This is a genomic window from Paracoccus aminovorans (assembly GCF_900005615.1).
In the GTDB taxonomy this organism is placed as follows: Bacteria; Pseudomonadota; Alphaproteobacteria; order Rhodobacterales; family Rhodobacteraceae; genus Paracoccus; species Paracoccus aminovorans.
On record NZ_LN832559.1, the window covers coordinates 1515583 to 1542378 of the forward strand.

Sequence of the window (26796 nt, forward strand, 5' to 3'; positions counted from 1 at the left end):
GGGGGCGGGCATGGGCGCGCTGATGATCCAGGGGACCGGCTCGAACGTCGGCAAGTCGCTGCTGGTGGCAGGGCTCTGCCGGGCGGCGCGGCTGCGGGGGATCGGCGTGGCGCCCTTCAAGCCGCAGAACATGTCGAACAATGCCGCGGTGACGGCGGAGGGCGGCGAGATCGGCCGCGCCCAGGCCTTGCAGGCCCGCGCGGCGGGGCTGGAGCCCTCGGTGCACATGAACCCGGTGCTGCTGAAGCCGGAAACCGACCGCGCCGCGCAAGTGGTGGTGCAGGGGCGCGCCGTGGCCCGGGCGGCGGCCGCCGACTATGCGGCGCTGAAGGCACAGCTGATGAACGCGGTGCTGGACAGCTACGGCCGGCTGCGGGCCGGCCACGATCTGGTGCTGGTCGAGGGCGCGGGTTCGCCGGCCGAGGTCAACCTGCGCGCCCGCGACATCGCCAACATGGGCTTTGCCCGCGCGGCCGGCGTGCCGGTGGTGCTGGCCGGCGACATCGACCGCGGCGGCGTGATCGCGCAGATCGTCGGCACGCAGGCGGTGATCGACCCCGAGGACGCAGCGATGATCCGCGGCTTCATCATCAACCGCTTCCGCGGCGATCCGACGCTGTTCGACGCCGGCCGCGCCTTCATCGCGCAGCGCACCGGCTGGCCCGATCTGGGGTTGGTGCCCTGGTTCCCGGACGCCGCGCTGCTGCCGGCCGAGGATGCGGTGGACCTGCGCCGCGCCTCGGGGGCAGGGGGCTTGCATATCGCCTGCCCGATGCTGTCGCGGATCGCGAATTTCGACGATCTCGACCCGCTGGCGGCCGAACCCGGGGTGCGGCTGACCATGGTGCCGCCGGGACGGCCGCTGCCCGGGGATGCCGATCTGGTGATCCTGCCGGGCACGAAATCGACCCGCGGCGATCTCGCCTTCCTGCGCGTGCAGGGCTGGGACATCGACCTGGCCGCCCATGTCCGGCGCGGCGGATATGTGCTGGGGATATGCGGCGGCTACCAGATGCTCGGCCGCGCGATCCACGACCCCCAGGGCCATGACGGCGATCCCGGCAGCACGCCGGGCCTGGGCCTGCTCTCGGTCGAGACCCGCATGGCCGCCGAAAAGAGGCTGACGCGAACCCGCGGCACCGCGCTTGGCCAGCCGATCGAAGGCTACGAGATCCACATGGGCCGGACCGAGGGCCCGGATTGCGCCCGCGCCTTCGCCCATATTCCCGGCCCCGACGGCGCCATCAGCCCGGACGGGCGCATCGCCGGCACTTACCTGCACGGGCTGTTCTCGGACAACGGTTTCCGCGCCGCCTGGCTGGAGCAATTCGGGACGGCGTCGACGTTCGACTACGGCGCGGGGGTCGAGGCGGTTCTGGACCGCCTGGCCGCGCATCTCGAGACGCATCTCGACATCGACCGGCTCTTCGCGCTGGCCCGCACCGCTGGCTAGAGGATTTCCGCCAGGATCCGCCCGGCCTCCGCCTTGCAGGGCGTCAGCCGCGACCGGTCCTCGCCGGGAAAGAAGCGGGCACGGGTCGCGGTCGGCATCGGCGCCGGCGCGGCGATGCGGACGCGCGGGCCCAGCGCCGCGTTCTCGGCCTGCCAGCTGCGGGCCAGCGCAATCTGCGCCGCCTTGGTGGTGCCGTAGCTGCCGAAGAACTTCTGCCCGGCGCGCGCGTCGTCGAAAAACAGCGCCTGACCTTCGCGCGCGCGCAGCAGCGGCTCGATCAGCCCGATCAGCCCCCGCGTGGCGACGACGTTCAGATCGACCGATTTCTGGAAATCCTTGCCGTCGATATGCCCCGCCGGCGACAGCGGCGCGGCATGGATCGCGCAATGCGCCCAAAGATCGAGCCCGCCCCAACGCTCGAGCACCGCCTGCGCCAGCTGCACCATGGCCTCGGGCTGCCCTACGTCCAGCGGTGCCAGCGTGGCCGAGCCGCCGGCGCCGCGGATGCGGTCGTCCAGCTCTTCCAAGGCGCCGCTCGTGCGCGCCACGGCAAGGATGTGCCAGCCCCGCCCGGCAAGCGCTTCGGCCAATGCGGCGCCCAGGCCGCGCGAGGCGCCGGTGACCAGCGCGATTTTGTCATGTTCGCTCATGGCGCCGATGTCGCATCGCGCCGGCCCACGCGCAAGTCCCGCCATGTCGCACCTCGTTTTTCTTTTGTGTCAAATATCCCGGGGTGAGCCCCGCAGGGGCGAGGGGCAGAGCCCCTTTCACCGGATCCGCCAAAAAGCGACGGCCCCGGATCGCTCCGGGGCCGCGATGCCTTTCGGCAATGGGCTCAGCGCTGGTCCAGCGGCTTGTAGTCGCGCCGCGGCGAGCCGACGTAAAGCTGGCGCGGGCGGCCGATCTTGTTCTGCGGATCGGCGATCATCTCTTTCCACTGCGAGATCCAGCCCACGGTGCGCGACACCGCGAAGATCGGCGTGAACATCGAAGTCGGGAAGCCGATCGCCTCGAGGATGATCCCGGAATAGAAGTCCACGTTGGGGTAGAGCTTCTTCTCGATGAAGTAATCGTCCTCCAGCGCGATCCGCTCCAGCTCCTTGGCGACCTGCAGCGTCGGGTTGTCGTGGATGCCCAAGAGGTCCAGCACCTCGTCCGCCGATTCCTTCATCACCTTGGCGCGCGGGTCGAAGTTCTTGTAGACCCGGTGGCCGAAGCCCATCAGCTTGAACGGATCGTTCTTGTCCTTGGCCCGGGCGATGAACTCGGGGATGCGGTCCACGCTGCCGATCTCGCGCAGCATTTCCAGGCAGGCCTGGTTGGCGCCGCCATGGGCGGGGCCCCACAGGCAGGCGATGCCGGCCGCGATGCAGGCAAAGGGGTTCGCGCCCGACGAGCCCGCCAGCCGCACGGTCGAGGTCGAGGCGTTCTGCTCGTGATCCGCATGCAGGGTGAAGATGCGGTCCATGGCGCGCGCCACGGCCGGGTTGACCTTGTAGGTCTCTGCCGGGACCGAGAAGCACATGTGCAGGAAGTTGCTGGCATAATCCAGCTCGTTCTGCGGATAGACGAAGGGCTGGCCCAGCGAATACTTATAGGCCATGGCGGCGATGGTCGGCACCTTGGCGATCAGCCGGATCGCCGCGACCTCGCGCTGCCAGGGGTCGTTGATGTCGAGGCTGTCGTGATAGAAGGCCGACATCGCGCCCACCACGCTGACCATGGTCGCCATCGGGTGGCTGTCGCGGCGGAAGCCGCGGAAGAAATAGTGCATCTGTTCGTGCACCATGGTGTGGCGGGTGATGCGGGTCTCGAAATCCGCCAGTTGGGCCGTGCTCGGCAGCTCGCCGTAGAGCAGCAGGTAGCAGACCTCCAGGTAATGCGACTGGTCGGCCAGTTGCTCGATCGGATAGCCGCGATACCAAAGCTCGCCCTTGTCGCCGTCGATATAGGTGATCGTCGAATCGCAGGACGCGGTCGAGGTGAAGCCGGGGTCGTAGGTAAAGACCTCGGCCTGGCCATAGAGCTTGCGGATATCGATCACGTCCGGCCCCGCCGTGGGCGAAAGGATCGGAAGCTCGAGTTCCTTTCCTTCGACGAGCAGTCTTGCGGATTTGCTTTCTGCCATTCCCTCTTCCTTTCACCTGTCTCCGGCCGCTGGCCGGGTGATGGGGTGCGGGTCTCAGCCCGCCTGGTCCTGCAGCCGGGCCAGCGTTTCGTCGCGGCCAAGTGCCATCATCATGTCGAACACGCTGGGGGTCGAACTGCGACCGGCCAGGGCGGCGCGAATTGGCGCTGCGACCTTGCCCAGCCCCAGCCCGTGCGACTCGGCGATGGCCTTGGCCGCCGCCTCGAGCGCGTCGCGCCCCCAGCTAGCATGCTGCACCGCGGCAGTCAATTCTTTCAGTATACCACGGGATACAGTATCCAGCGCCGCAGCGGCCTTTTCCTCGACCGCGACGGGACGCGAGATCAGCGCGAAATGCGCCTGCTCCAGCAGCGCGGGCAGGGTTTTCGCCTTTGCTTTCAACGCCGGCAGCACGGCGGCCAGCCGCGCGGACTGCGCGTCGTCCAGTTGGGCCGCGCCGGTCGCGGTGCGGTAGGCCGCGATTTCGGCCATCAATTCGGCATCGTCCATGCGGGCGATATACCAGCCGCTGACATGTTCCAGCTTCTTGAAATCCAGCCGGGCAGGGGCCTTGCCGATGCCGGCCAGGTCGAACCATTCCCGGGCCTGGGCGTCGTCGAACAACTCGTCGTCGCCATGGCTCCAGCCCAGCCGGGCCAGGTAGTTGCGCATCGCCGCGGCCGGATAGCCCATGGCGGCGAATTCGTGCAGGCCCACGGCGCCGTGGCGCTTGGACAGCTTCTTGCCGTCCTCGCCATGGATCAGCGGGATATGGGCAAAGACCGGGATCTCCCAGCCCATCGCCTGGTAGATCTGGATCTGGCGCGCGGCATTGGTCAGGTGGTCGTCGCCGCGGATGACATGGGTGACACCCATGTCATGGTCGTCCACCACCACCGCCAGCATATAGGTCGGCGTCCCGTCCGAACGCAGCAGCACCATGTCGTCGAGCTGGTCGTTGCGGAAGGTCACCGCGCCCTGCACCGCGTCATGCACCACGGTCTCGCCCGTGCGCGGCGCCTTCAGCCGAATGACGTGGGGCGCGTCGGGCAGGCTCGCCGGATCGGCGTCGCGCCAGGGCGACAGGAACAGGGTCGAGCGGCCCTCGGCTTTGGCCTTCTCGCGGAAGGATTCGATTTCCTCGGCGGTCGAGAAACATTTGTAGGCGCTGCCGTTCGCCAGCATCTCGCGGGCGACCTCGGCATGGCGGGCGCGGCCCTCGAACTGGCTGACCGGCGTGCCGTCCCAGTCGAGGCCGAGCCATTCCAGCCCCTGCAGGATCGCCTCGGTCGCCTCGGGGGTCGAGCGCGCGCGGTCGGTGTCCTCGATCCGCAGCAGGAACTTGCCGCCCCGGCCGCGGGCGTAAAGCCAGTTGAACAGCGCGGTGCGCGCGCCACCGATATGCAGATAGCCGGTGGGCGAAGGGGCGAAACGGGTCACGACGGGGCGGGAATCGGTCATCGGGTGCGGATCGGTCCAGAAAAACGGGGTTTTGGCGCCATGCCGTTAATCCTTTTGAAAGAGTCGGCATGCCAGTCTTGGCGCAGTGATAAGCAACCGGCGTGACAAGGACAAGTTTCGGCGATGGATTCCGTGAAGGCGCACCCCGGCCCGGGGGTCCTGGGCGCGGCCCGGCCGCGCACGGCTACGGCACGTCCGCGGCGAGTGCCGGTGGCGATCCGGGCGGGGATGCTGCCCTGGGTGCCGTTCTGGCTGGGGCTGGGAATCGGCGGCTGGTTCCTGTTGCGGGACGAGCCCGGACCGCGCTTCTATTCTGCCCTGGCGGTGGCGGGGGGCGCGTGCCTGCTGCTGCCGGCGCTGGTGCTGCGGCTGGCGGAAAGCGGGCGCTGCGGCTGGATCTGGGCCGACCGCTGCCGGATCGCCTGCTTGACGCTGCTGCTGGTGGCGGTGGGGGCGGGGCTCAGCGGGATGCGCGCGCATCTGGTCGCGGCACCGGTGCTGGGCTTTCGCTATTACGGGCCGGTCGAGGGGCGGGTGATCGGCATCGACCGCTCGGGCAGCGACCGGATGCGGCTGCTGCTGGATCAGGTGCAACTGCGCGACGTGCCGCCCGGCAGGACGCCTGCGCGGGTGCGAATCTCGTTGATGAACGCCCAGGACCTGCCGGTGCCCGGCCAGCGGGTGATGTTGACGGCGAATCTGGGTCCGCCCGGCGGTCCGTCCGAGCCGGGGGCCTTCGATTTCCGGCGCCTCGCGTGGTTCCAGGGACTGGGCGCGATCGGCTATGCCCGGACGCCGGTGCTGACCGTGGCCATGCCTCGCAACGACGGCGCGCTGGCGTTGCACCGGCTGCGGATGTCGCTGTCCGAATCGATGCAGACGCGGATCGGCGGGCAGGCGGGCGCGGTCTCCTCCGCGCTGGTCACCGGCGACCGCTCGGGGATCTCCGAGGCGACCAACGAGATCATGCGGGCCTCGAACCTCTATCACATCATTTCGATCTCGGGCCTGCACATGAGCATGCTGGCCGGCTTCGTCTATGCCGCGCTGCGGCTGGTCGGAGCGACCGCGCAGGGCGTTCTTGGCCTGCGCCGGCTGCCGGTTCACAAGCTGGCTGCGGCCGGTGCGCTGGCCGCGGCAGCGCTTTACCTGTGGTTGTCCGGCGGCGGCGTGGCGACCGAACGCTCGTTCATCATGGTCGCCGTGATGCTTCTGGCGATCATGGCCGACCGCAGGGCGGTGTCGCTGCGCACGGTCGCGATCGCGGCGATCCTGGTGCTGGCGATGGCGCCCGAGGCGCTGACCGAGCCGGGCTTCCAGATGAGCTTCGCCGCCACCGTGGCGCTGATCCTGGTGCAGGAGCCGTGGCTGAAACTCTCCCCGCATCTGCCTTGGTGGATTCGGCCGGCGGCGATGCTGGTGCTGTCCTCGGCGGTGGCAAGTATCGCCACCTCGCCGATCGCCGCCATCCACTTCGGGCGGATGGCGCATTACGGCATGCTGGCCAACCTTCTGGTCGTGCCCGTGGTCGGCATTCTGGTCATGCCCGGCGCCGTGCTGGCGGCGGTGCTGGCGCCATTGGGGCTGGCGCAGCCCGCCCTCTGGATGATGGGGCTGGGCACGAAATGGATGCTGTGGGTGGCGGAATGGGTGGCAGGCTTGAACGGCGCCGTCACCCTGGTCCCGGCACCGCCGCAAGCCGTGCTGCCGCTGCTGGGCATCGGGGCGACCCTGGTTTTCCTGGGCCCGCTGGTCGGAGCAGGGCGTGGCAGGGCGTTGACTTTGCGCCGTCTGGCCGGAGGTGGGCTGATCGCAGCTTCTGCCTTGTCCTGGACGCTGGCCGAGCGGCCCCGGATCCTGGTCTCGGCCGAGGGGAATGCCGTGGCCGTGATGACTCCGGCCGGTCGCGTGCCCTCCAAGCCTCGCGGCGGCGGCTTCGCGATCCAGAACTGGCTGGAGGCGGACGGCGACTCCTCCGACCAGCCCACTGCGGCGGCGCGGAAGCTGTGGTCGGGTCCCTCCTCGGACCGCCTGGCCAGCCTGTCTCTTCCTGACGGCGGCCTGCATGTCCGCCATCTGACCGGCAAGGCCGCAGAGGCGGTACGGACCCTCGATTGCGCCGAGCCTACCCTGGTCGTCTCCGACCGCAAGCTGGCCGCCCGCAAGCGGGGCGACGACTGCGTGCTGCTGGACCTGGCGCAACTGCGCCGGCTGGGGGCGGTCGCGATCAGCCCGGGCCAAGACGGACTGAAGCTGACGCCCGCACAGCGGCGGGGGGCCGGCCGGCTCTGGCAATGACGTTCAAGCGATGTGAAAACCGGATCCCGCCATGCATGGTCTCGTAAACAGGTCGATCGAGGGCTTCCTGCGCGCTTCTTACGGGCAGGAGACCTGGACGGCCATCGCCGATGCCGCCGGCGTCGACCCCGAGGGCTTTTTGACCTGGAGCCCCTCGCCCGACAAGGTGACGGATTCCGTTCTTTTCACCGCCGCCCGGATGCTGGGGAAATCGGCGGGCGAATGCCTTGAGGATATGGGCGCCTGGTTGACCCGGCAGGAGGAAATCCGTCGCCTGCTGCGCTTCAGCGGCCCGGATTATCGGGAATTCCTGGAATCCCTGCGCGAACTGCCTGGTCGCATCGGCCTTGTCATCCCCGACCTGGAGATTCCGGCGCTGTCGGTCACCCACGAAGGCGAAGGGCATTACTGCATCCGGCCCAAGGCGCATCACCCGCGCCTGTTGCAGGTCACCGCCGGGATCATTCGCGGCATGGCCGACGACTATGGCGCGCTGGCGCTGATCGCGGCGCAGCGGGACCGTGTCACTGTCGAGATCGCGCTGCACGATTTCGCCCACCGCCGTCGCTTCAGCCTCACCCCCGACGCAGCCAGGGCCTGATCCATGCAATTCGATATCCGAGATCTGGTCGACCTCCTGCCGATGCATGTCTGCCTGGACCGCAGCGGCAAGATACTCTCCAGCGGCAGAACCATCGCCCGAATCCTGGGCGGGCACGCGCGCATGTCCGACGCCTTCGTCCATATCGGCCGCGACGGGCAGGAGACCGCGCCGGAGGACATGCTGGCGCGGATCGCTTCGGGCCGGCGGGTGTTCCTGAACCTGCGCGCGCGCGAAGACATCTACCTGCGCGGCCACGGCGTCCCCAGCCGGGGCGGTTGCCTGCTGCTGAACCTGGGCTTCGGCGTCTCGCTTTCCCCGGCGATTCGGGCCTTCGATCTGACCGATTCCGATTTTTCCCCCGCCGATCTGGCGATGGAATTCCTGTTCCTGCACGAGGCCAACAAAGCCGCGCTGTCGGAACTGTCGCGCGTCAACAAGAGCCTGAAGGCGGCGCGCGAGGACGCACAGCTGATGTCGATCACCGACCCGCTGACGGGGGTTTTGAACCGCCGCGGTTTCGATCTTGCCTTTTCGCGGGCGATGGAACAGCGGGAAAAAACGCCTTTTGCATTGATCCATCTGGATCTCGATCATTTCAAGCAAGTGAACGACCGGTTCGGTCACGCCGCCGGCGACCGCATCCTGCAACAGGCCGCCGAGGCCATTCGGGCCGAGATCCGGGCCAGCGACAAGCTCTGCCGCGCGGGTGGGGACGAGTTCCTGATCCTGATGTTCTCGACGACCTGCCATGCGGCGATCCAGAGCGCCTGCCACCGCATCATCCGGCGCATCGAGACGATGGAGACGGGCTGCGAGTCCTCGGGCGTCTCGGCAAGCATCGGCATCGCGATCTGCCCGCCCGGCCTTGCGGCCGGAACATTCGACCTGTTCGAGCGCGCGGACGCCGCGCTCTATCAGGCCAAGGACACAGGCCGTGGCCGTGTCAGGACCTGGGAGGAACTGGAATGACTGGTAGGGCGCCGTTCCTGTGCAGAACTCTTAGCGCCGAACGCCGCCGGTTTTCCGATTGAAGCGGCGACCAGCGTTCGCAGCAATTCCGACTTCGATCCCATGAGGCGAACCTCGTCGTTGGCAACCTCGACACGCCGCGCCAGCGCGCGTAGGTGGGCGCGGCGGAAGCCTCCACCGGCGATGCGTATCCGTTAGCGAGCCTTACAGGCGAACCCCGTAAGCATGTCGGGAGTGACGCCCTGATTGCCTGAACTATCTAGCATGTGTTGCGTGCGCTCCGCGTGGGCGGCTTGACCTCGCAACGCCTTGAGGCTTTTGAGGCCCTGTTTCACGGCACGCTTTCAGGCCGAGCTTGCCCTTTCGCCAGCCGAGGTCAGCCGCCGGGTTGCCTGACGGGGCTGCCGAGGGCCGTGAGCCGGTCCAGGACGGCGATGCGGGTTTGGAGCGCAGCGGCCTGGCAACCGAGGTCTCGGGCCATGCGCTTCTGGCCGAGCAGTTCATGCAGTTCATCCCGGCCTCGGCCCGGCTTCTGCGGCGAGGCCCGCTCCAGCGCCGCCGGATGCTTCGGCCGACGCGCTTGGTGGCGCGCAGGCCCTTGTTCCTGCCTGCCGCCCCCGGGGCTGTCTTTCTTCCACGGCGGGGCATGGCGCCGCAGCGGTTCAACCGCATCCGCGCCCCGGTTCGCGATGGCGTCGCAGGCCCCGTCCGCGGTGGCCGCGCTGGCCGGGGCGACTTCAGGGATCCGGGCGAGCAGATCGGGCAACACGGGCGCATCGCGCAGGCCGCTGTCGGCGATCTCGACGGCACGCACATCCGGAGCTGCCTCGTCCATGGCCAGGTGTAACTGGCGCCAACCCCCGCCTGCGCGCGCCACCATGCTTGCGGGCAATGCCATTCGCCCCGCCGCGGACCGCGATGCCCGTGCCGTCCACGAGCCGGTGCAGAGCGCCGCCGCCACGGCAAGGCGACGGCACGGCCAACGTCTTCTGCCGCCGGCAGCGCGTCGAGAAGTCCGGCGCCGGCCAGTCGAGGCCGGCCTGCTTCGGAAGGCTTGCGACGAAGCCCCCGCGCCATGGTCACGCGGGGCCTGGGGCGTTCCCCGGCTCGATCCGGCGAAGCGGCAGGCGGAAAAGGATCGCAGCGGGATCGCGGGACCGCTGCAGATCGGCCGGCCGCCACGCTTGCCTGATGACGCGTGCCAAGACATCGACGGGTCGAGCCAGGCGGCCGGCGACCCACGCTCACGCCGCGAAGCATGGCAGGCGGAGCGGTTCAGGGTGCGGCAGCGGGTCGGGGCAGGCTTGGACATGCCGCCCCGGCTATGCTGATGGACCCGCAATGGGAAACCTCGGCCAGGCTTCGGGAAAAAAAGCCCCGGCACTGACCGGGGCTTTTGCGTCTGCGCCGACCCTACAGCTTGTCGGCGTTCCGCTGGCGCATCATGAAGGTGTCGTAATTGTATTCCGCGATCTGGGTCCAGGTATAGTAATCGTGCCGGAACGCCTTGATCGAATCCCAGATCTTCTTGAAGCCGGGGTTCGAGGCTTCAAGCTCGGCATAGACCGTATTCGAGGTCTCGAAACAGGCTTCCAGGATCTCGGGCGAGAAGGGGCGAAGCTGCGCGCCCTCGGCCACGAGTTGCTTGATCGCGGTCGGGTTCTTGTAGTCGTATTTCTGCAGCATGTCGGCGTCGATGCCCTGGCAGATCGACTTCAGAAGCGACTTGTAGATGTCCGGCAGCCCCTCCCAGGAGGCCTTGTTGAACATGAAATGGACCATCGGGCCGCCTTCCCACCAGCCGGGGTAATAGTAGTAGGGCGCGACCTTGACGAAGCCCAGCTTCTGGTCGTCATAGGGGCCGACGAATTCGGTAGCGTCCAGCGTGCCCTTTTCCAGCGCCGGATAGATGTCGCCGCCGGCAAGTTGCTGCGGCACCACCCCGAGCCGTTCCAGGATGCTGCCGGCAAAGCCGCCGACGCGGAACTTCAGACCCTTGAGGTCGTCCAGCGTCTTGATTTCCTTGCGGAACCATCCGCCCATCTGCACGCCGGTATTGCCGCCGGGCAGGGCATGGAGGTTCTTGTCGGACAGGAACTCGTTGTAAAGATCGGTGCCGCCGCCGTGATAGGCCCAGGCGTTCATCCCCCGCGCCGAAAGCGAGAACGGCACCGTCGATCCCAGCGCCCAGGTCGGATCCTTGCCGAAATAGTAATAGCCGACCGTGTGGCAGACCTCGACCGAGCCTTCGCTGACGGCATCGGCGGCTTGCAGCGCCGGCACCAGCTCGCCCGCGGCAAAGGGCTGGATGTTGAACTTGCCCCCGGTCGCCTCCTTCAGGCGGCGGGACAGTTCCTCGGCGCCGCCATAGATCGTGTCCAGCGACTTCGGAAAGGACGAGGTCAGACGCCATTTGATCTCGGGCATCTCCTGCGCGATGGCGGGTGCGGCCAAGGCGGTGCCGGCGGCCGCGGCGGCGCCGCCGACCGTGGCCCGGGTCAGGAAGGCGCGCCGGTCGAACTGGTTGCTGGTCTTCATGGTTTCCTCCGCATGCGTCGGCCCGCGGCCGATGGGCTGGAATGTTGCACGGGTCCGCCGACCTGTCGAGACGCGACTGCGGCATTCGACGCCCGTCGGCAGGCCGGCGCATCGCCGATCTTGTGGCGCGATCAACGGGCTACCCAAGACGTTCGGGGCTGCCTATACTGACAGCGGTTTGGGGCTTTGAGGAAACAAGGGATGCGCTGTCCGTTCTGCGGAAATGTGGATACCCAGGTCAAGGATTCGCGTCCGGCCGAGGATAACGTGGCCATCCGGCGCCGGCGCTTCTGCCCGGCTTGCGGCGGGCGCTTCACCACCTATGAGCGGGTGCAGTTGCGCGACCTGGTCGTGGTCAAGTCCAGCGGCCGGCGCGAGGATTTCGACCGGGCCAAGCTGGAGCGCTCGATCCGCATCGCCATGCAGAAGCGCCCCATCGACCCCGAGCGGATCGACCAGATGATCTCGGGCATCGTGCGGCGGCTGGAAAGCCTGGGCGACACCGACATCCCCTCGAAGGTGATCGGCGAGATCGTGATGGAGACGCTGGCCCGGATCGACACCGTGGCCTATGTGCGTTTCGCCAGCGTCTACAAGAATTTCCAGGCGGCGGACGATTTCGACAAATTCGTCAGCGAGTTGCGGCCCGGCGGCCCGGAAGAGTGAACGACGTCCGTCACATGCGCCACGCCCTGTCCCTGGCGCGGCGCGCCCTGGGCAATTGCTGGCCGAACCCGGCCGTCGGCTGCGTGCTGGTGCGCGAGGGGCGCGTGGTCGGGCGCGGCTGGACCCAGCCCGGCGGCCGCCCGCATGCCGAGGCCATGGCTCTGACCCAGGCCGGCGCGGCCGCGCGCGGCGCCACCGCCTATGTCACGCTGGAGCCCTGCGCCCATCACGGCAAGACGCCGCCCTGCGCCGAGGCCCTGGTCCGCGCCGGCGTCGCCCGCGTGGTCAGCGCCCTGACCGATCCCGACCCGCGTGTCGCCGGTCGCGGCCACGCCATCCTGCGCGCCGCCGGCATCGACACCCGCGAGGGCGTCTGCGAGGCCGAGGCGCGCGAGGCGCAGCGCGGCTTCCTGACCCGGATCAGCCAGGGCCGGCCGATGCTGACGCTGAAGCTGGCTGCCAGTTTCGACGGCCGCATCGCCACCGCCTCGGGCGAAAGCCAATGGATCACCGGCCCGCAGGCGCGGCACCACGTCCATGCCCTGCGGCTGGCACATGATGCGGTGATGGTCGGCGGCGGCACGGCGCGGGCCGATCGCCCCGGGCTGAACGTGCGCGGCTTTGGCCCGGTGCGGCAGCCGGTGCGGATCGTGGTCTCGGCCCGCGACCTGCCGGAGCTGCCGCCGGAGGGGCCGGCGCATGGTCCGCTGTGGCAGGTTTCGGGTCCGCCGGCGGCATTCATGGCCGAACTGGGCGCGCGCGGGTTGACCCGGGTGTTCTGCGAAGGCGGCGGCGTGCTGGCGGCGAGCCTGCTGCGCGCCGGGCTGGTCGACCAGCTGATCGGCTATACCGCGGGCGTGGTGCTGGGGGGCGACGGGCGTCCCGGCTTCGCCGCGCTGGAGCCTGCGCGATTGGCGGACGCGCCGCGTTTCCGGCTTGTCGAATTGCGGCGGTTGGGAAACGATGTCCTGCATCGCTGGCTGCGCGAGCCGGCAACGGACTGTCAATCGATGAGCTGCGATCAGCGCCGCCACAGCCAGGCGTAGCTGCTGAGCGCGCCCTGCGCCTTGGCCAGCAGGCGGATTGCCGGACCGGCGCGGGTGCCGAATTCGGGATCGGTCAGGCGGGCAACGGCGGTCTCGGGCGGGCAGGGCAGGCCGGTTTGCGGGTCGAAATAGCGCGGATAGGCGATCAGCGCGCCATGGATCAGCGCGGGCAGGTCGACCCGGGCCTGCCGGCGCGCCGGCACCGGCCCCAGGTCGCGGGTCAGCCCCCAGCCGGCATAGAAGGGCGCGCCCAGCGTAGTGACCGGCAGGCCGCGTAGCAGCGCCTCGAAGCCGAGCGTCGAGGTCATGGTCCAGACCTCGTCCACCTGCGCCATCAGCGCATCCGCCCCCACGTTGCGGGCGGTGACATCGGCCAGGCGGCGCAGGTCCGGCTCGGCGATCAGCCCGGGACGCAGCCCGGCCTCGACATCGGGGTGCGGCTTGTAGACCAGCACCGCCTCGGGGTTTTCGGCTCGCACCCGCTCCAGCAGCGCAAGATTCGTGCGCTCGGCGCCGGCGCCGAGGCGGATCGAGGCGTCGTCCTCGACCTGGCCCGGAACCAGGATGCGCTGGCCCGGCGGCAGGTCGGGCGGCGGACCGGCAAGGTTGTATTTGGTGATGCCCGCCTCGGTCAGCATCCGGGCCAGCGCCAGGGCGCGGTCGCGGCCGCCGGGCGGCAGCGGCTCGGCCATCAGCCGCTCGAACCGGCTTTCGCGGCTGGGATCGTAATAGATGCCGAGGTCGTCGGCGACCAGCGACAGCGGCGGCACCAGCGCGGCGCCCAGGCCCCGAGAACGGACGAAGCCATCCTCGACCCGCAGCGCGCTCCGCACGGCATCGGCGCGGTTGGCCCAGGCCAGGGTGACCTCGGGCCGGGGCCGCGCGGTGAAGCGCACGCCCTTGCCGCTGCCGAAAAAACGCGCGACCAGGGGGCGTTTCCACAGCCGGATGCCATAGGCCAGATGGCCGTCCCGGTCCTGGCGCCAGGCGCGGGCCTCGGCCTCGATCTGGTTCATGGCTCCGTCGAAATCGGTCAGCCGGTCCAGGCAGGGATCGTACCAGACCGGCGCGCGCAGGTGGCTGGCCGCGAACAGCGCCTCGACCGGGGCCGGGCCCCGGCGTGGAAAGCGGTGCTCGTCCTCGGACAGCCCCCAGCCGGCGTAGAAGGGCCGGCCGAAGATCCGGGGGCGGTGACCGGCCAGAATCGCCTCGTATCCCAGCTGCGAGGACCAGGCATAGACCCGTGCCGCGCTGCGCAGCAGCCGCCAGGGCGACAGCGCGGTGTCGCAGATCGTTTCGCCGGGACGCAGGTCGGCGGCGGTGAAATGGCCGGGACGCAGGCCGGCGGCGGTCTCGGGGTGGGTGCGGATCACCAGCGGCAGGCCGGGGTTTTCGTCCCTGGCGGCAGAGAGCATGGCCAGGAACTCGGCCCGTCCGGCGCCCAGCAGCGAGGCATCGCCACGCGTCTGATCAATGACCAGCACATGGCCGGACGGTGGCGGCGCAAGGCCGGGCAGATGCGCATTGTATTTCGACAGGTCGGCGGCGATCAGCCGGGCGATCCCCGTCCGCGCCGCGTCATGCAAGTCGGCGGTCGCGGGCTCCCGGACCAGGGTTTCGATCAGCGAGGGGGTTTCGGGGTCGAAATGCAGCCCGACCGGATCGAGGATCAGGCCGACGGGTCCGCGGCGGCCGACCGGGCCGCGGACGCGGCCGGGCAGGACCGAGCGTAGGAAGGCGTCCTCGACATGCAGCAGCCGCGCGCCGCGTCGCGCGGCGACGGCGCGGCCGCGCCAGGCGGTCGGGCTGTTGCCCCAAAGGCCGACATGGTCGCCGGGACCCGGCAGGCCCAGCCGCGGCGCCCAGCCGGCCAGTTCCAGGATCCGGCGCAAGCGCGGGCGGGTGAAGAAGCCGCCGTTGAATACGAAAAGCCGCCGGGGATCCCCGGCGGCCTTGTTGTCGAGACCCATGCGTCTACCGGAACGCGCCGTCAGCGGTGCCCAATTGGGTGACGGGCGTCAGGATGGCGCTGAGGGTTTTCTGCCATTGCACGAAGGGCGCCTCGGTCACATAGACGGTGTCGCCGTCGCGGATGACGAAGTCGCGCGCCAGGAACATGCCGTCAGGCCGGGTCAGATCCAGCACATAGGCGACGCGCTGGTTGCCGTAGATGTCGTTCCGGCCCAGCACGGCGCGGGCGACCGACTGCGGCTCGTCGCGCAGGACGAAGACGCCCTTGGGGTCGGCCAGCGTGGTGCTGAGCCCGCCGACCATGGCCACCGCCTCGATGGCATTGATCTGATCGTTGCCGAGCGGCACCTTGGTCTGGCCGCCCAGCGCGCCCAGCGCGGTGAAGCTGCGTTCGTCCTCTTCGACCAGGATCACGTCGCCGGGGCGCAGCGCGATGTCGTTGCGGGCGTTCGAGTAAAGGTCGCGCAGCCAGACCTTGCCGCTGGAATTGCCGCGCTTGACGGTCACGACCGCGACCTCGGGCTCGATCGAGACGCCGCCCGCCTTGGACAGCATCGAGGACAGCGTGCGGGTCGGACGCTCGATCGGGAATACCCCTTGGGCGTTCACCTTGCCCATGACCGAGACCGTGGCGCCATCGCCGGCGACGCGGGTGACCATGACCTGCGGGTCGGGGGTCTGGCTTTCCAGCTTCTGGGTGATGATGCGGCGCAGCTCGTCGGGGCTGTTGCCCGCGGCCCGGATGCGACCGGCATAGGGCACGAAGATATAGCCCTGGCTGTCCACCTGCAGCTGCTGCAGCTGGGTCGAGCTTTGCCCCATCGAGGCCAGGAGCCCGTCGTCGACGTTTTCCCAGATCGACAGGCCCAGCACGTCGCCCGGGCGCACCTCGTCGGCGCCGACCTGGCCGGCGGCGCGGAAATCCGACGAGAAACCGTAGGCCGGCGAATAGTTCGCGGCCCGGTTCACCCGGTCGTCCACATGCACGATATGGGTGCTGCCGCCCTTCTCGACCGAACCCGAGATGATCTGACCCTTGGTGGGACCCGAGCGCGGCAAGCCGCAGGCGGAGACCAGCAGGACCGCACCGAGAATCGCCACCCGCGCCACGCGAGAGGTCAGAAAACGCGGCCGAAAACCGGCCATACTGCCCGGATGGGTCGAAAAACTCACTTCGGTCAAACTGTTACTCCTGTCCACTCGCGCGATTCCCGCATCGCCACCGTCTTTCGCGGCACGTTATCCCAGCAGGCCCGGGTTTTCCATGGTTTTGGCGGGCTCACTCGTCCTTGTCGCCCATCTGTTGCCGATATTTGCCGCGTCCGGCGAAAAGCGCCTGGTAAGGGTCCTCGGGGGCCAGCATCATGTCCACCACGATGCGCAGCGCGTGGCTGCGCGAACGCGAGGCGTAATAGCCGCCGGGCACCTGGCTGCTTTCCAGCAGGAAGTCGCGATAGCGGCGATAGGCCATGGCCTTGGGCGGGCGCGGGTCGTGCAGGAAATCCGCGAGGCTCTGGTCAGAGACCAGCCCGGGCTTGTCGAAGACCGCGCGGCCCATGGCCTTGACCGGCAGGCCCCGCCAAAGCGCCTGCTGCGCCGCGGTCGAATTCACCGTCACTGCCGCGCGGGCTTGGTTCATCAACCGCGCCAGCTTGCCGCCGCGCACGAAATGAACCCGATCCTCGATCCCCAGGCTGCGGGCCTTGTCCAGGATGGCCTGGCGAATGCCGCCGCGCCCGTCCTCGAGCGGGTGGGCCTTGAAGACGATGCGATGATGCCGCGGCGCCGAGCGGGCAAATTCGGTCAGCACCTCGTCGGTGAATTCCGCCATGCGGCTGTAGGGGGAATGCGCGACGAAATTCGAATCGTGTTCGAGCTGCATCAGCACCAGCACATAGGGAAAGCCGCCGCGGCGGACGGCATCGCCCTCGCGCTTGCGGGCCAGCGCGTCGAAGGGGGTAAGCAGGAAGCGGCGCAGGTTCAGCCGGAACTCCTGGAACACGCCGATCTGGCGGTGCGTGCGATAGCCCGGGTAGCAGCGGTTCGCCGTCAGCACGAAGAAATGGTAGAGCGCGCCGTAGAACTTGTGCTGGCGCATGTCGCCCCAATGCGCGGGCGGCCGGTTCATCTCGCCCATGCGGTTGCGCAGGGCGTTGCGCATCTCGCGCAGGGGGATGCGCATCAGCGCGGAATGGCCGTTCGAGCCGCCGCGCTCATAGGTGATCCAGAAGGGGCGCAGATAGCCTTCCTCGAAGACATGCATCACCAGGTCGTAATGCTGGGCGGCATCGCGGGCGGCGGCATGGATCGGCCGCACGTCGCCGTAGAGCACGATGTCGGTCACGCCCTTTTCGGCGATGATGCGGTCCAGATGCTCGGGCCAGTCCTCGGGCGCGCCGGCGTGGCGGATCAACCGTTCCTTGTCGGACCAGAAGAATTCGTCGCCGGCGTTGAAGCTGACGCGCCAGACCTGCGCCCCGGTGTCGCTGAGCAGCCGGCCGACGCGATCGAAGAAGGGGCCATGCGGACCCTGCAGCATCAAAAACACCCGCTTGGCCGCGGGCAATGCGGCAGTGGCCGCCACCGGCGCCAGCCGCTGGCCGGCGGCGCGAGGTGTCTGGGCGTCCTGCATGCGCGGGGGATGCGCGGTTGCGCGGGCGGTGCGGGTTCCGGTCATGGTTTCGAGCCGTTCGGGCCTTGGTTGCAAAAAGGGACGGGCTTTCGACTTGTCGCAACAGGCGGCACCGCGCCACCGAGAACATTCACACTTCCTGATTGCATGAAAACCCCGCCGCTGTCACGGGCTTTCCCGAATCTGCCTTAACGTCCGTTAACCCCTGTTGCGCCTTTGCTTGAAGATCGCGCGGCAAGGCTCTAGTTCTCTGGCAGCAGAAAGCAAGGGGGCATCCATGTTTACCGGCATCATCACGGACATCGGCGAAGTTTCGCGCGTCGAGATGCGCGGCGACATGCGGGCGCGGATCGCCTGCCACTACGACATGGCCGGGGTCGAACTGGGCGCCTCGATCGCCTGCGACGGCGTCTGCCTGACCGTGGTCGAGAAGGGGCCGGACTGGTTCGACGTGGACATCTCGGCCGAGACGCTGTCCAAGACCAACATCGGCGCCAACGGCTGGGCGGCAGGCAAGCGGCTGAACCTGGAACGCGCGCTGCGCGTCGGCGACGAACTGGGCGGGCATATCGTCTCGGGGCATGTGGACGGCGTGGCCGTGATCGAGGACATGCGCGACGAGGGCGACAGCACCCGCATCACCTTCCGCGCCCCCGAGACGCTGGCGCGCTTCATCGCGCCCAAGGGTTCGGTGGCGCTGAACGGCACCTCGCTGACGGTGAACGAGGTCGAGGGCGCGCGGTTCGGCATCAACGTCATCCCGCATACCCAGGCGGTCACCACCTGGGGCGCGGCACGGCCGGGCGATGCGGTGAACCTGGAGATCGACACGCTGGCGCGCTATGTCGCGCGCCTGGCCGAGGCCGGCTGATGGGTGGCCGCGACGCGGGGTCGCGGGTGTTTGGCCGGCCGGGACTTGCGCCAGGGGCGCGGGCGGTGCAGAGCGGCATGCGGCCTCGCCCCAGGGCCGCGGCCCGGCCGCAGGCGCGGGCCGGGAAGGCGATGCCGGCGTCCCGCGGGGCTGGATGCCGACGGGAAATCACGATGGCTGGCGGCGGGGCGGGTTGCCCCGGCGCGCAGCGGTTCTTTGCAGGAGTTGCGGATGCAGTATGACAAGCCGGGTACGGTCGAGCGGGACTGGTCGAGCGCCATTTCCCCGACCGAGGAGATCATCAACGAGGCCCGCAACGGCCGCATGTTCATCCTGGTCGACCACGAGGATCGCGAGAACGAGGGCGATCTGGTGATCCCCGCGCAGATGGCGACGCCCGACGCGGTCAACTTCATGGCCACCCACGGTCGTGGTCTGATCTGCCTGTCGATGCCCGGGGCCCGTATCGACGCGCTGGGGCTGCCGCTGATGAGCTCCAAGAACACCAGCCGCCACGAGACCGCCTTCACCATGTCCATCGAGGCCCGCGAGGGGGTGACGACCGGGATCTCGGCCCATGACCGCGCCCATACCATCGCGGTCGCCATCGATCCGACCAAGGGCGCCGCCGACATCGCGACGCCCGGCCATATCTTCCCGCTGCGCGCGCGCGAAGGCGGGGTGCTGGTCCGCGCCGGCCATACCGAGGCGGCGGTGGACATCTCGCGCCTGGCCGGGCTGAACCCGGCGGGGGTGATCTGCGAGATCATGAACGAGGACGGCACCATGGCCCGGCTGCCCGACCTGGTCGCCTTCGCCCAGAAGCACGGGCTGAAGATCGGCACCATCAGCGACCTGATCGCCTATCGCCGCCGCCACGACAACCTGATCGCCGAACGCGGCCAGCGCGCCGTCCACTCGGTCCATGGCGGCGACTGGATGATGCGCATCTTCGCCGACGAGACCACGGCTGCGGAGCATATCGTGCTGACCAAGGGCGACCTGAACGCGCCCGGGCCGGTGCTGGTGCGGATGCACGTCCTGGACCCGCTGCACGACGTGCTGGGCATCGGCCGGGAAGAGGCGGGGACGCTGGACGCCGCGATGGAGGTCATCGCCGGCGAGGGCAGGGGGGTGGTGGTGCTGTTCCGCGACCTCGAGCCGCGGCTGCCGCGCCAGGACGAGGTGTCGTCGCATGTGATCCGGCAATACGGGCTGGGGGCGCAGATCCTGTCGGCGTTGGGACTGTCGGAACTGGTGGTGCTGACGAATTCGCCGCCGATGAAGGTCGTCGGACTTGACGCCTACGGGCTTTCGATCCATTCCACCCGTCCGATTCCCAAAGGATGACGCAATGGCCGCCAGCATCGAACATTATCAACTGCCGCTGCCCCGCATGGATGGCGCGCGGCTGTTGATCGTCGTCGCGCCCTATTACCGCCAGATCGCCGACGGGCTGATCGCCGGCGCGCGGCGGGTCGCGGCCGAGGCTGGCGCCAAGGCCGACCTGGTGGAGGTCCCCGGCGCGCTGGAGGTGCCGACCGCCATCGCCCTGGCTGCGGCGCGGGGGCTCTACGACGGCTATGTCGCCCTGGGCTGCGTGATCCGGGGCGAGACCACGCATTACGACACGGTCTGCAACGACAGCTCGCGCGGCATCGCCCTGCTGGGCCTGCAGGGCCATTGCATCGGCAACGGCATCCTGACGGTCGAGAATTACGAACAGGCCGCGGTCCGCGCCGATCCCGACGGCCAGAACAAGGGCGGCGGCGCCGCGGCGGCGGCGCTGCACCTGGTGGCGCTGAAACGCGGCTGGGCCGCGCAATCGCCGCGCGCGGATGCCGAGGCGCCGCGCGACGCGATCCGGCTGGCCGGCGAGATCGAAGGGCCGGAGGGCGCATGAGCAAGGCGGGCGACAAGCGGACTGCGGGCAACCGTGAAGCACGGCAGGCGCGGACTGCGGCGGCGCGTCTTTATGCCGTGCAGGCGCTGTTCCAGATGGAGGCGGCCGGCCAATCGGCCGACCGCGTGCAGCGCGAGTTCCTGAACTGGCGCATCGGCCGCGAGGGCGAGGACGAGGACATGGTCTCGGCCCAGGCCGATGATGCGCTGTTCGCCCGCATCGTCGACGATGCCGTGGCCTGGCAGGCGCGGATCGACCAGATGACCGACCGGGCGCTGGTGGCGAAATGGCCGATCGACCGCATCGACCCCGTGCTGCGCTCGGTCTTTCGCGCTGCGGGGGCCGAGCTGGTGACGCAGAAGACGCCGCCCAAGGTGGTCATCACCGAATACGTCCGCCTGGCGCAGGCTTTCTTCGCCGAGGGGCGCGAGGCGAAATTCGTGAACGCCGTGCTCGATCACATGGCGCGCGAGGCGCGGCCCGAGGCGTTCCAGGCGTAATGCCGCCTGTCCCCGGGGCATTGTGACGCGGCGAGACTTTTTCGCTTCGGCAAAGCCGGCGCCGGGTCTAGGATGACGCCGTTCGTCACCTCGGGGAAGCAGATGCCGCAGCTCGTCCGGCTTTACATCGTCAGCATCGCCGTCGGCTTTGCCCTGGCGCTGGCCTTCACCGCCTTGCTGCTGGCGATGGATGTCGCCGGGTTGCGCCACCTGGTCGGGGCCACGCGCGGCGGCTGGATCGCGGTGCTGATGCTGGTGGTCTTTCACACCGTGCTGTTCTCTGGCGTGCAATTCGGCATCCGCATCATGCTGATGGCCAGCGACGGCGGCGCCGGCGGCGGCCTGCGACAGCGGATTCGCCGCAAAGCCGCGTCCGCGCCGGCTCTGGTTCCGGCACGCCCGCGCTGACCCCTTTTCCGGTCTGACATTTTTGCGCCAGCACTGTGGACATGGGGCAACATATCCGATCGGCCGGCGGCGAAAATTCGCTGCCGCTTTTTTGAGCAGCGACCGTCTTCCATACAACTGTTACGGTTCGGTCATCTTTCGTGAGCGCGACGGTGCCAAGTTACCTGCTGATGTTTCTGCAAAAACCTTTACACAACCTTAACAGGATTTGGTTTCATCACGATTTGCCCCTGTCGCTTTTCCGCCGATGCGTGGGTTCCCTGGGGTTTTCACGTTTTTGAGAGATCGGACCAGTTTTTTTGGACCCCTTTATCCACAAGCGCCAGGGTTCTACCTCTGGGCCAGCAGAGATGCTCGCGGTGCCGGAAGGCCGGCGCCACGGACACGGAACACGGTTCGAGAAAAGGACTGATAAAGATGAAAACGCTCGCTTACCTTGCCGGCGCCACCGCCCTGGCCGCCTCTTTCGCGGCCCCTGCCTTCGCGCAGTCGGAAACCTCGGCCGGCGCCAATGCCGTCGGCATCACCCAGGTCAACGAAGACATGCGCGACATCGAGCGCGACGTCCGCGACGATTTCGCCCGTTCGGAAGACGCCTATCGCTTCGGCAACCCCGACCAGCGTCAGGGCACCTTCGGCTCGGTCGCGCTGAGCTATACCGGCTCGACCGGCAACAGCGAAAACCAGGACTTCAACCTGTCGGGCCGCCTGTCGCACAACCAGGGCCAGTTCTCGCAGTCGGTCGGTATCCTGCTTGAATACGGCGACAACAACGCCGGCAACAAGGACACCGAGAAGACCTACGTGATCTACGAAGGGATGTATAACTTCAACGACAAGTTCTACGCCTTCGCCCTTGGCCGCTTGGCCACCGACGCGCTGGCCGGCGATCCGATCAGCCTGTCGAGCGGCGAGACCTTCAGCTCGCTGGACGGCCGCCTGAAGCGCGACGCTTACTTCGGCGTCGGCCCGGGCTACCGGATCATCAACAACGACACCACCGCATGGCGCGTGCAGGCCGCCGTCGGCATCCGCTACACCAAGGCCGTGGTTGCGACCGAAGATCCGGTGGACCCGCTGACCGGCACCATCGACTACAATTCGGACACCGATGTCGGCTACCTGCTGTCGTCGCGCTTCTACCACCGGATCAACGAGCAGTTCTTCGTCACCAACGACACGGACTACCTGACCTCGGACGCGAACGACACGATCACCAACGAGCTGGGTCTGAACTTCAAGATGACCGAAGCCTTTGCAACCCGCGTGTCCTACAAGACCGAATACGTCTCGGACCGCAGCATCCGCACCGACAACACGCTGGGCGTGTCGCTGGTCTACGGCTTCTAAGAAGCCGGTTCTCCTTCCTCTCTCTCGCAACAACGGGGGCGGCCTTCGGGCCGTCCCTTTTCGTTTTGGCGGGAAGAGTAGGGCGGCGGGAACCGCAGCAACCGTGGCAGCGCTAGTTTCCCCGAAAGCCTGGATGTCCAGGTGGGAGCCGGATACCGGGACCAGGGCCCCGACAGAGCCAGCCCCCTCGGTGAAATTATAGGCCAGTGGAAAAAGAGGCCACACACGAGAAGAGCAGAAGCCCGCCAGTCACGCTAGATAGGTCACGCCTCGGCTTGCCGCAAGGGCCGCGCTGCCGGGCTTGCAAGATGTTTCCGCTTCGTTCATGTTTCGGACATGCAGCACACCGAACCTTTCCCCGACGAGGTCTTGCCTTCGAAGCCCGGCCAGCGGCTGCAACGCGGCGTGGCGCGGATGTTGAACGGGCTGGGCCATGCGGCGCTGGCCGAGTTCGTGCCGACGGGCGGGTTGCGGGTCGATGTGATCTCGATCTCGCCGAAGGGCGAGATCTGGGTGGTGGAATGCAAGAGCTGCCGGGCCGATTTCGTCGGCGACCGCAAATGGCAAGGCTACCTGGCGTTCTGCGACCGCTTCTTCTGGGCCGTGGACGCGGATTTTCCCGAGGAATTGCTGCCCGAAGGCTCGGGCCTGATCCGGGCCGACAGTTGGGGCGCGGAACTGGTGCGCATGGCGCCCGAATCGCGGCTGGCCGGAGCCCGGCGGTCGCGGCTATTGCGCGACATCGCGCGGGTCTCGGCCGGGCGGCTGCTGGCGCTGACCGATCCGATGGGGGTCAGCGACGCGGCTTTTTAGGCTTGGCGGGCGCGCCCATGGCACGGGCGGCTTCGGCGGCCGCCAGCAGTTCCTCGGCGATTTCCTCGGCCTCGTCGGGATCGAAGTCCAGCGGCAGGTCCACGCCCTCGCCCTCGACATAGATTCGGACCATGCCGCGATCGGTGGGGCCGATCTGAAGGTTTGCCGCGATATCGCTTTCGCTGTTGATGCTCATGCTGCTCTCCTGCCGGCTCGCGCTTGGGTGCTGAATTTTTCCTTAACCCGCTTGTCAAAAACCGGCAAGTCGGGCTTGCGCAGGCGGGGCGCTGGCGATAGATACGCGCCTGTGCCGCCTTAGCTCAGCTGGTTAGAGCGCTAGATTGTGGATCTAGAGGTCCCCCGTTCGAGCCGGGGAGGCGGTACCATCAAAATCAAACACTTGGCAGAATACACACCCATCAGAATCGATGTGGGAGTTGTCTGGAGCCGGCAGGGCGGTACTCACTGCAGCGCGGCTGATTCATTCGTCGGGCAAGATAGCAGGGGTTCCGCCAAAGACCCGGGCGGAGTTCAAACCAATCACCTGCCTTTACGCGACATAGGGCTCCGTCCGTCGTGACGGCTCGCTTGTATATCGCGACGAGCGCCGGCGCATCCTGCCTGCGAACGAGCCCCACATCGAGAAGCTTCCTGCGCCGGACGTGGGAAGCGCCCCGCCTGGCTCGCGCCTTTTCCGATCGCGCATACCGGCACCAGGATCGTCCGGGCCCGCGGTACACCGGAAAAGAGACCTGGGCGACCGCGGCGGCGGCAACCGTTCTCGGCAGCGGCAGGCCCACGATGCTGACTTGCCCGTGCAACTGTCCCTCTAAATCCGCGCCCACCGATGCGGGATACAGGATTGGTAGGCCTGTTCGCACGGGCCTTCGATATCCATGCCTTGACCGAAAAGATGCTCTGGAGGCGGCTCCGTGCGGCCCGGTCTGCGATGCGGCAGCAGGACTTCCGTTGTCAGGCGGGGCGATAGAGGTACTTGCGGATCACCCCTACCCGGAGGCTTTTCCCGTTCGCTTCGGAGGCTGTGCCGGGTGGCCAAAACCCTTTTTGCAATCCTAAGAAAATCGCGCTGACCAGATGTGATGGCGGCATGCTTTATCCCCTTCGATCCCAGCATAGAAGATAACCAAGGACTGCCAGAGGTATGTAAGCGGTGACTGGACCGCACCTTCCAGGCTTTGAGCTGATCGTCGCATTGGATGTTCGTGATGATCAGGAGGGAGTTTCTCCATGGAGACTGCATTGGAGGTTCTCCCGGTTGGCGGCCGAGGCCGTCGGAACCGGAAGTGGCCAGATGAGGTGAAGGCTCGGGTCGTGGCGGAGACGCTGGAGCCTGGTGCAACGGTGAATGAGGTGGCGCGACGGCACGGCTTGCCTGCAAACCATGTATCATCGTTGCGAACGCTGGCGCGGAAGGGGCGGCTGGTTTTGCCCGCACCGGAAGACCCCGTAGAGTTCGCGACGTTGATGCTGGGCCCGGGCGAGGAGCCGCGTCGCATATGCGGTCGGATGACGCCGGGCGGGAACCGTTCGGCGAAAATCCGGGCCGGACAGCCGGGCGCGCGGCAGCGAAAGCGACGAACCTGCAAGACGATTTCCACGGCTCGCCCATGCGCAGGAACATCGGCCGGGCGACGTCGATACCGACTGTGGACATGGTCCGAAATGCTCCCGCAGCGTGGACAGCCGGCCGCGGCCTCCGAAGAGCGGGCATGGATACGGATCGTATTGCCATCGAGCTCGACCTGATCGGCCGTAAGCCCTGCCGGCAGAAAATCTCGGCCTGAAAACCATGACGCCATCGGTAACCTCCCTGGAAGAAGGCCAAAATGTAGCGAGGCTGAAGCTCAACTGCACCAAATCTGCGTCAGACCCCTTATTCCACGCCGGTCAACAGCCCGAAAGCCTGTGGGACCGCGATCCGGGCAGGTCGCGGGGGTCGGGGTCGATGCGGTGAATCTACTTTCTCATTCAGATGGGTGACTCTTCGGCCGAACGCAGGTGCGGCGCCGAACAGGGGCATATCTGCGCGCTGATCCGAGGCGGTGCCGAAGCCTCCGGAACTCCGTTCGATGTCAGAACGGGCATACCTCCAGAAGCTGGCCTGCCATCGCCTTCAGATCGCGGCTTGGCGCACAAATCTCGAAGTCATAGCCATCCACTCTGAAGGGAAATTGCACCTTCTGCGCATCGGTCGACCGCGCCCTGGCGCCGATCGACATGAAATAGTCGTCGAATTTCGCACCGTCCCCGCTCAGCGCGCTCGCGCAAGATTTCACCCAGGCGCATGGAATGCCATAGGCGTGAGAGACGATCACGCCATGGAGCGAGGAAGATATCGTGCACTCGCACGATGTGATTTCGTCGATGACGCTTTCGAAGCCCTTGTCGAGGTGGATGACTTTTACCCCCTCGGGAAGAAACTTCTCGACCGATCGCCAGAACAGTCCGTCGATCACATGGGCGATGACCCCCAGACGATGGGATTTTTCCGATGACCCTTCGTGGAAAAAGGGCAGGCACAGCCCGGGATCGCCGACGACCTCCGGGACGTCGTATCCGTGCCGTTTCAACCTGTCCTGCGTCACCGGTCCGCGAACGGCCAAGCTGCGCTTGGGCCGGGCGAAACGCTTGGTGGCGGTGATGACGCCGGAGCCCCAGACGACGGCCGCGTCCTTCCGCGTCAGCAGATGCAGGATGCTGCCGCATGTGTAGTAAACCGTACGATCGCCGCCGGCCTGATGTGCATGGGCAAGCCGCGGCTTGATTCCGGTCCGCTTGAGATAGATGTACGGGCCGATCCAGTCGCCAAAATTCGTGCGGTGCCGTGGCCAGGCCCAGTACATGTTGTGATCGTCCAACTCTCCGTCGAGCAGGCGCTTCAGATCCTGGTCTGACGGTCTCTCGATTCCAAACATGCTTGTCCCAGCCTCTCCGACTGAACCCGTCAGTACAGTTCGCGGGTTGGACCTTCAACCCCAAGTGTAGGACCGCCGCGTGCCGCTGACGCCCGTCTTCCCTCGTTCGCGGCTCGCGAGAGCCCAGGTGGATGGCCCGTCCGCAGAAGGACCGGAACGATTGCATGAACTGAACTGTTCATTGCTCTCAGGAAGGATGGACGTTAACACTTCGGGCGACTTGGACACCTCGCAGAGGCGGTCACGACA

The 26796-nt window shown here is 67.7% G+C and carries 22 protein-coding genes, 1 tRNA gene and 3 pseudogenes; 15 read left to right on the forward strand and 11 right to left on the reverse strand.

Annotation, left to right across the window (positions count from 1 at the left end):
* Window positions 1-10: 10 nt before the first annotated feature.
* Entirely contained in the window at window positions 11-1453 is a 1443-nt protein-coding gene (locus JCM7685_RS07555) for a cobyric acid synthase (protein WP_074966188.1), read from the forward strand.
* On the opposite strand, the gene JCM7685_RS07560 is transcribed toward JCM7685_RS07555, so the two are convergent.
* The 3 genes from JCM7685_RS07560 to gltX all read right to left on the reverse strand — a co-directional run bounded on the left by JCM7685_RS07560 (window position 1450) and on the right by gltX (window position 5042).
* Window positions 1450-2148, reverse strand: coding sequence for an SDR family NAD(P)-dependent oxidoreductase (locus JCM7685_RS07560; RefSeq protein ID WP_231964703.1), 699 nt, complete (start codon window positions 2146-2148; stop codon window positions 1450-1452). The two genes, JCM7685_RS07555 and JCM7685_RS07560, sit on opposite strands and share 4 nt — an antisense overlap.
* A 140-nt stretch (window positions 2149-2288) precedes the next feature.
* Complete coding sequence (gltA, locus tag JCM7685_RS07565; RefSeq protein ID WP_074966189.1) at window positions 2289-3581, reverse strand: citrate synthase; 1293 nt, start codon at window positions 3579-3581, stop codon at window positions 2289-2291.
* Between the two features lie 54 nt (window positions 3582-3635).
* Complete coding sequence (gene gltX, locus JCM7685_RS07570) at window positions 3636-5042, reverse strand: glutamate--tRNA ligase (RefSeq protein ID WP_074966190.1); 1407 nt, start codon at window positions 5040-5042, stop codon at window positions 3636-3638.
* 123 nt (window positions 5043-5165) lie between these two features.
* On the opposite strand from gltX, the gene JCM7685_RS07575 reads away from it, so the two are divergent.
* The 3 genes from JCM7685_RS07575 to JCM7685_RS07585 are packed head-to-tail and all read left to right on the forward strand — an operon-like array spanning window position 5166 to window position 8913.
* Window positions 5166-7340: a ComEC/Rec2 family competence protein gene (locus tag JCM7685_RS07575; RefSeq protein WP_074966191.1), complete on the forward strand. Its 2175-nt coding sequence runs from the start codon at window positions 5166-5168 to the stop codon at window positions 7338-7340.
* Between the two features lie 31 nt (window positions 7341-7371).
* Window positions 7372-7941 (forward strand): heme NO-binding domain-containing protein, encoded by a 570-nt coding sequence (locus JCM7685_RS07580; RefSeq protein ID WP_074966192.1) that lies wholly within the window; start codon window positions 7372-7374, stop codon window positions 7939-7941.
* Window positions 7942-7944: 3 nt separating this feature from the next.
* On the forward strand, window positions 7945-8913 hold the full coding sequence (locus tag JCM7685_RS07585) for a GGDEF domain-containing protein (RefSeq protein ID WP_074966193.1): 969 nt from the start codon (window positions 7945-7947) through the stop codon (window positions 8911-8913).
* A 376-nt stretch (window positions 8914-9289) separates the two neighbouring features.
* Here the strand turns inward: JCM7685_RS07585 and JCM7685_RS07590 are convergent.
* Together JCM7685_RS07590 and JCM7685_RS07595 are read right to left on the reverse strand one after the other, a co-directional pair.
* A pseudogene (locus tag JCM7685_RS07590) lies at window positions 9290-10225 on the reverse strand (transposase).
* 101 nt (window positions 10226-10326) lie between these two features.
* Entirely contained in the window at window positions 10327-11451 is a 1125-nt protein-coding gene (locus JCM7685_RS07595) for a TRAP transporter substrate-binding protein (protein ID WP_074966194.1), read from the reverse strand.
* 201 nt (window positions 11452-11652) lie between these two features.
* On the opposite strand from JCM7685_RS07595, the gene nrdR reads away from it, so the two are divergent.
* Window positions 11653-12117, forward strand: coding sequence for a transcriptional regulator NrdR (gene nrdR, locus JCM7685_RS07600; protein WP_074966195.1), 465 nt, complete (start codon window positions 11653-11655; stop codon window positions 12115-12117).
* Entirely contained in the window at window positions 12114-13163 is a 1050-nt protein-coding gene (ribD, locus tag JCM7685_RS07605) for a bifunctional diaminohydroxyphosphoribosylaminopyrimidine deaminase/5-amino-6-(5-phosphoribosylamino)uracil reductase RibD (RefSeq protein ID WP_408634324.1), read from the forward strand. Before nrdR ends, ribD begins: the two co-directional genes overlap by 4 nt.
* Here ribD and JCM7685_RS07610 read toward each other — a convergent pair.
* From JCM7685_RS07610 to JCM7685_RS07620, 3 genes are all read right to left on the reverse strand, one after another.
* Complete coding sequence (locus tag JCM7685_RS07610) at window positions 13139-15133, reverse strand: capsular polysaccharide biosynthesis protein (RefSeq protein ID WP_074966197.1); 1995 nt, start codon at window positions 15131-15133, stop codon at window positions 13139-13141. The two genes, ribD and JCM7685_RS07610, sit on opposite strands and share 25 nt — an antisense overlap.
* Before the next feature lie 4 nt (window positions 15134-15137).
* On the reverse strand, window positions 15138-16280 hold the full coding sequence (locus JCM7685_RS07615; RefSeq protein ID WP_074966286.1) for a polysaccharide biosynthesis/export family protein: 1143 nt from the start codon (window positions 16278-16280) through the stop codon (window positions 15138-15140).
* Between the two features lie 133 nt (window positions 16281-16413).
* Entirely contained in the window at window positions 16414-17811 is a 1398-nt protein-coding gene (locus JCM7685_RS07620) for a capsule biosynthesis protein (protein ID WP_083412545.1), read from the reverse strand.
* 232 nt (window positions 17812-18043) lie between these two features.
* Between JCM7685_RS07620 and JCM7685_RS07625 the strand changes: the two genes are divergently transcribed.
* The 7 genes from JCM7685_RS07625 (at window position 18044) to JCM7685_RS07655 (ending at window position 23611) form a co-directional block, all read left to right on the forward strand.
* The gene (locus JCM7685_RS07625; RefSeq protein WP_074966198.1) at window positions 18044-18637 is read left to right on the forward strand and encodes a riboflavin synthase; all 594 of its coding nucleotides are present in this window, start codon (window positions 18044-18046) and stop codon (window positions 18635-18637) included.
* A gap of 231 nt (window positions 18638-18868) precedes the next feature.
* A complete protein-coding gene (ribB, locus tag JCM7685_RS07630) occupies window positions 18869-19987 on the forward strand; it encodes a 3,4-dihydroxy-2-butanone-4-phosphate synthase (RefSeq protein ID WP_074966199.1) in 1119 nt (372 codons plus the stop codon).
* A gap of 4 nt (window positions 19988-19991) precedes the next feature.
* Window positions 19992-20540: a 6,7-dimethyl-8-ribityllumazine synthase gene (locus JCM7685_RS07635; RefSeq protein ID WP_074966200.1), complete on the forward strand. Its 549-nt coding sequence runs from the start codon at window positions 19992-19994 to the stop codon at window positions 20538-20540.
* Window positions 20537-21040: a transcription antitermination factor NusB gene (nusB, locus tag JCM7685_RS07640; RefSeq protein WP_074966201.1), complete on the forward strand. Its 504-nt coding sequence runs from the start codon at window positions 20537-20539 to the stop codon at window positions 21038-21040. The genes JCM7685_RS07635 and nusB overlap by 4 nt, the downstream gene beginning before the upstream one ends.
* 102 nt (window positions 21041-21142) lie before the next feature.
* Complete coding sequence (locus JCM7685_RS07645; RefSeq protein ID WP_074966288.1) at window positions 21143-21448, forward strand: hypothetical protein; 306 nt, start codon at window positions 21143-21145, stop codon at window positions 21446-21448.
* Between the two features lie 417 nt (window positions 21449-21865).
* Window positions 21866-22798, forward strand: a complete 933-nt coding sequence (locus tag JCM7685_RS07650; protein WP_074966202.1) for a DUF481 domain-containing protein — start codon at window positions 21866-21868, stop codon at window positions 22796-22798.
* Window positions 22799-23134: 336 nt separating this feature from the next.
* A complete protein-coding gene (locus JCM7685_RS07655; protein WP_074966203.1) occupies window positions 23135-23611 on the forward strand; it encodes an MmcB family DNA repair protein in 477 nt (158 codons plus the stop codon).
* Here the strand turns inward: JCM7685_RS07655 and JCM7685_RS07660 are convergent.
* A complete protein-coding gene (locus JCM7685_RS07660; RefSeq protein WP_074966204.1) occupies window positions 23592-23807 on the reverse strand; it encodes a DUF6324 family protein in 216 nt (71 codons plus the stop codon). The genes JCM7685_RS07655 and JCM7685_RS07660 overlap by 20 nt on opposite strands.
* 113 nt (window positions 23808-23920) lie before the next feature.
* On the opposite strand from JCM7685_RS07660, the gene JCM7685_RS07665 reads away from it, so the two are divergent.
* Window positions 23921-23997: transfer RNA gene (locus tag JCM7685_RS07665), tRNA-His, on the forward strand.
* Window positions 23998-24859: 862 nt separating this feature from the next.
* Window positions 24860-25069, forward strand: a pseudogene (locus tag JCM7685_RS20250) (transposase); the annotation flags it as partial.
* 44 nt (window positions 25070-25113) lie between these two features.
* Here JCM7685_RS20250 and JCM7685_RS20905 read toward each other — a convergent pair.
* Both JCM7685_RS20905 and JCM7685_RS07680 read right to left on the reverse strand, forming a co-directional pair.
* Window positions 25114-25431 (reverse strand): annotated as a pseudogene (locus JCM7685_RS20905) (transposase family protein); the annotation flags it as partial.
* Between the two features lie 273 nt (window positions 25432-25704).
* Complete coding sequence (locus tag JCM7685_RS07680) at window positions 25705-26547, reverse strand: polysaccharide pyruvyl transferase family protein (protein WP_083412547.1); 843 nt, start codon at window positions 26545-26547, stop codon at window positions 25705-25707.
* Window positions 26548-26796 lie beyond the last annotated feature (249 nt).

Excerpts from the sequence above, each read along its gene's own strand:
- JCM7685_RS07555 (WP_074966188.1), top strand. The coding sequence starts at position 11 with ATGGGCGCGCTGATGATCCAGGGGACCGGCTCGAACGTCGGCAAGTCG.
- JCM7685_RS07560 (WP_231964703.1), bottom strand. The coding sequence starts at position 2,148 with ATGGCGGGACTTGCGCGTGGGCCGGCGCGATGCGACATCGGCGCCATG.
- gltA (WP_074966189.1), bottom strand. The coding sequence starts at position 3,581 with ATGGCAGAAAGCAAATCCGCAAGACTGCTCGTCGAAGGAAAGGAACTC.
- gltX (WP_074966190.1), bottom strand. The coding sequence starts at position 5,042 with ATGACCGATTCCCGCCCCGTCGTGACCCGTTTCGCCCCTTCGCCCACC.
- JCM7685_RS07575 (WP_074966191.1), top strand. The coding sequence starts at position 5,166 with ATGGATTCCGTGAAGGCGCACCCCGGCCCGGGGGTCCTGGGCGCGGCC.
- JCM7685_RS07580 (WP_074966192.1), top strand. The coding sequence starts at position 7,372 with ATGCATGGTCTCGTAAACAGGTCGATCGAGGGCTTCCTGCGCGCTTCT.
- JCM7685_RS07585 (WP_074966193.1), top strand. The coding sequence starts at position 7,945 with ATGCAATTCGATATCCGAGATCTGGTCGACCTCCTGCCGATGCATGTC.
- JCM7685_RS07595 (WP_074966194.1), bottom strand. The coding sequence starts at position 11,451 with ATGAAGACCAGCAACCAGTTCGACCGGCGCGCCTTCCTGACCCGGGCC.
- nrdR (WP_074966195.1), top strand. The coding sequence starts at position 11,653 with ATGCGCTGTCCGTTCTGCGGAAATGTGGATACCCAGGTCAAGGATTCG.
- JCM7685_RS07610 (WP_074966197.1), bottom strand. The coding sequence starts at position 15,133 with ATGGGTCTCGACAACAAGGCCGCCGGGGATCCCCGGCGGCTTTTCGTA.
- JCM7685_RS07615 (WP_074966286.1), bottom strand. The coding sequence starts at position 16,280 with ATGGCCGGTTTTCGGCCGCGTTTTCTGACCTCTCGCGTGGCGCGGGTG.
- JCM7685_RS07620 (WP_083412545.1), bottom strand. The coding sequence starts at position 17,811 with ATGACCGGAACCCGCACCGCCCGCGCAACCGCGCATCCCCCGCGCATG.
- JCM7685_RS07625 (WP_074966198.1), top strand. The coding sequence starts at position 18,044 with ATGTTTACCGGCATCATCACGGACATCGGCGAAGTTTCGCGCGTCGAG.
- ribB (WP_074966199.1), top strand. The coding sequence starts at position 18,869 with ATGCAGTATGACAAGCCGGGTACGGTCGAGCGGGACTGGTCGAGCGCC.
- JCM7685_RS07635 (WP_074966200.1), top strand. The coding sequence starts at position 19,992 with ATGGCCGCCAGCATCGAACATTATCAACTGCCGCTGCCCCGCATGGAT.
- nusB (WP_074966201.1), top strand. The coding sequence starts at position 20,537 with ATGAGCAAGGCGGGCGACAAGCGGACTGCGGGCAACCGTGAAGCACGG.
- JCM7685_RS07645 (WP_074966288.1), top strand. The coding sequence starts at position 21,143 with ATGCCGCAGCTCGTCCGGCTTTACATCGTCAGCATCGCCGTCGGCTTT.
- JCM7685_RS07650 (WP_074966202.1), top strand. The coding sequence starts at position 21,866 with ATGAAAACGCTCGCTTACCTTGCCGGCGCCACCGCCCTGGCCGCCTCT.
- JCM7685_RS07655 (WP_074966203.1), top strand. The coding sequence starts at position 23,135 with ATGCAGCACACCGAACCTTTCCCCGACGAGGTCTTGCCTTCGAAGCCC.
- JCM7685_RS07660 (WP_074966204.1), bottom strand. The coding sequence starts at position 23,807 with ATGAGCATCAACAGCGAAAGCGATATCGCGGCAAACCTTCAGATCGGC.
- JCM7685_RS07680 (WP_083412547.1), bottom strand. The coding sequence starts at position 26,547 with ATGTTTGGAATCGAGAGACCGTCAGACCAGGATCTGAAGCGCCTGCTC.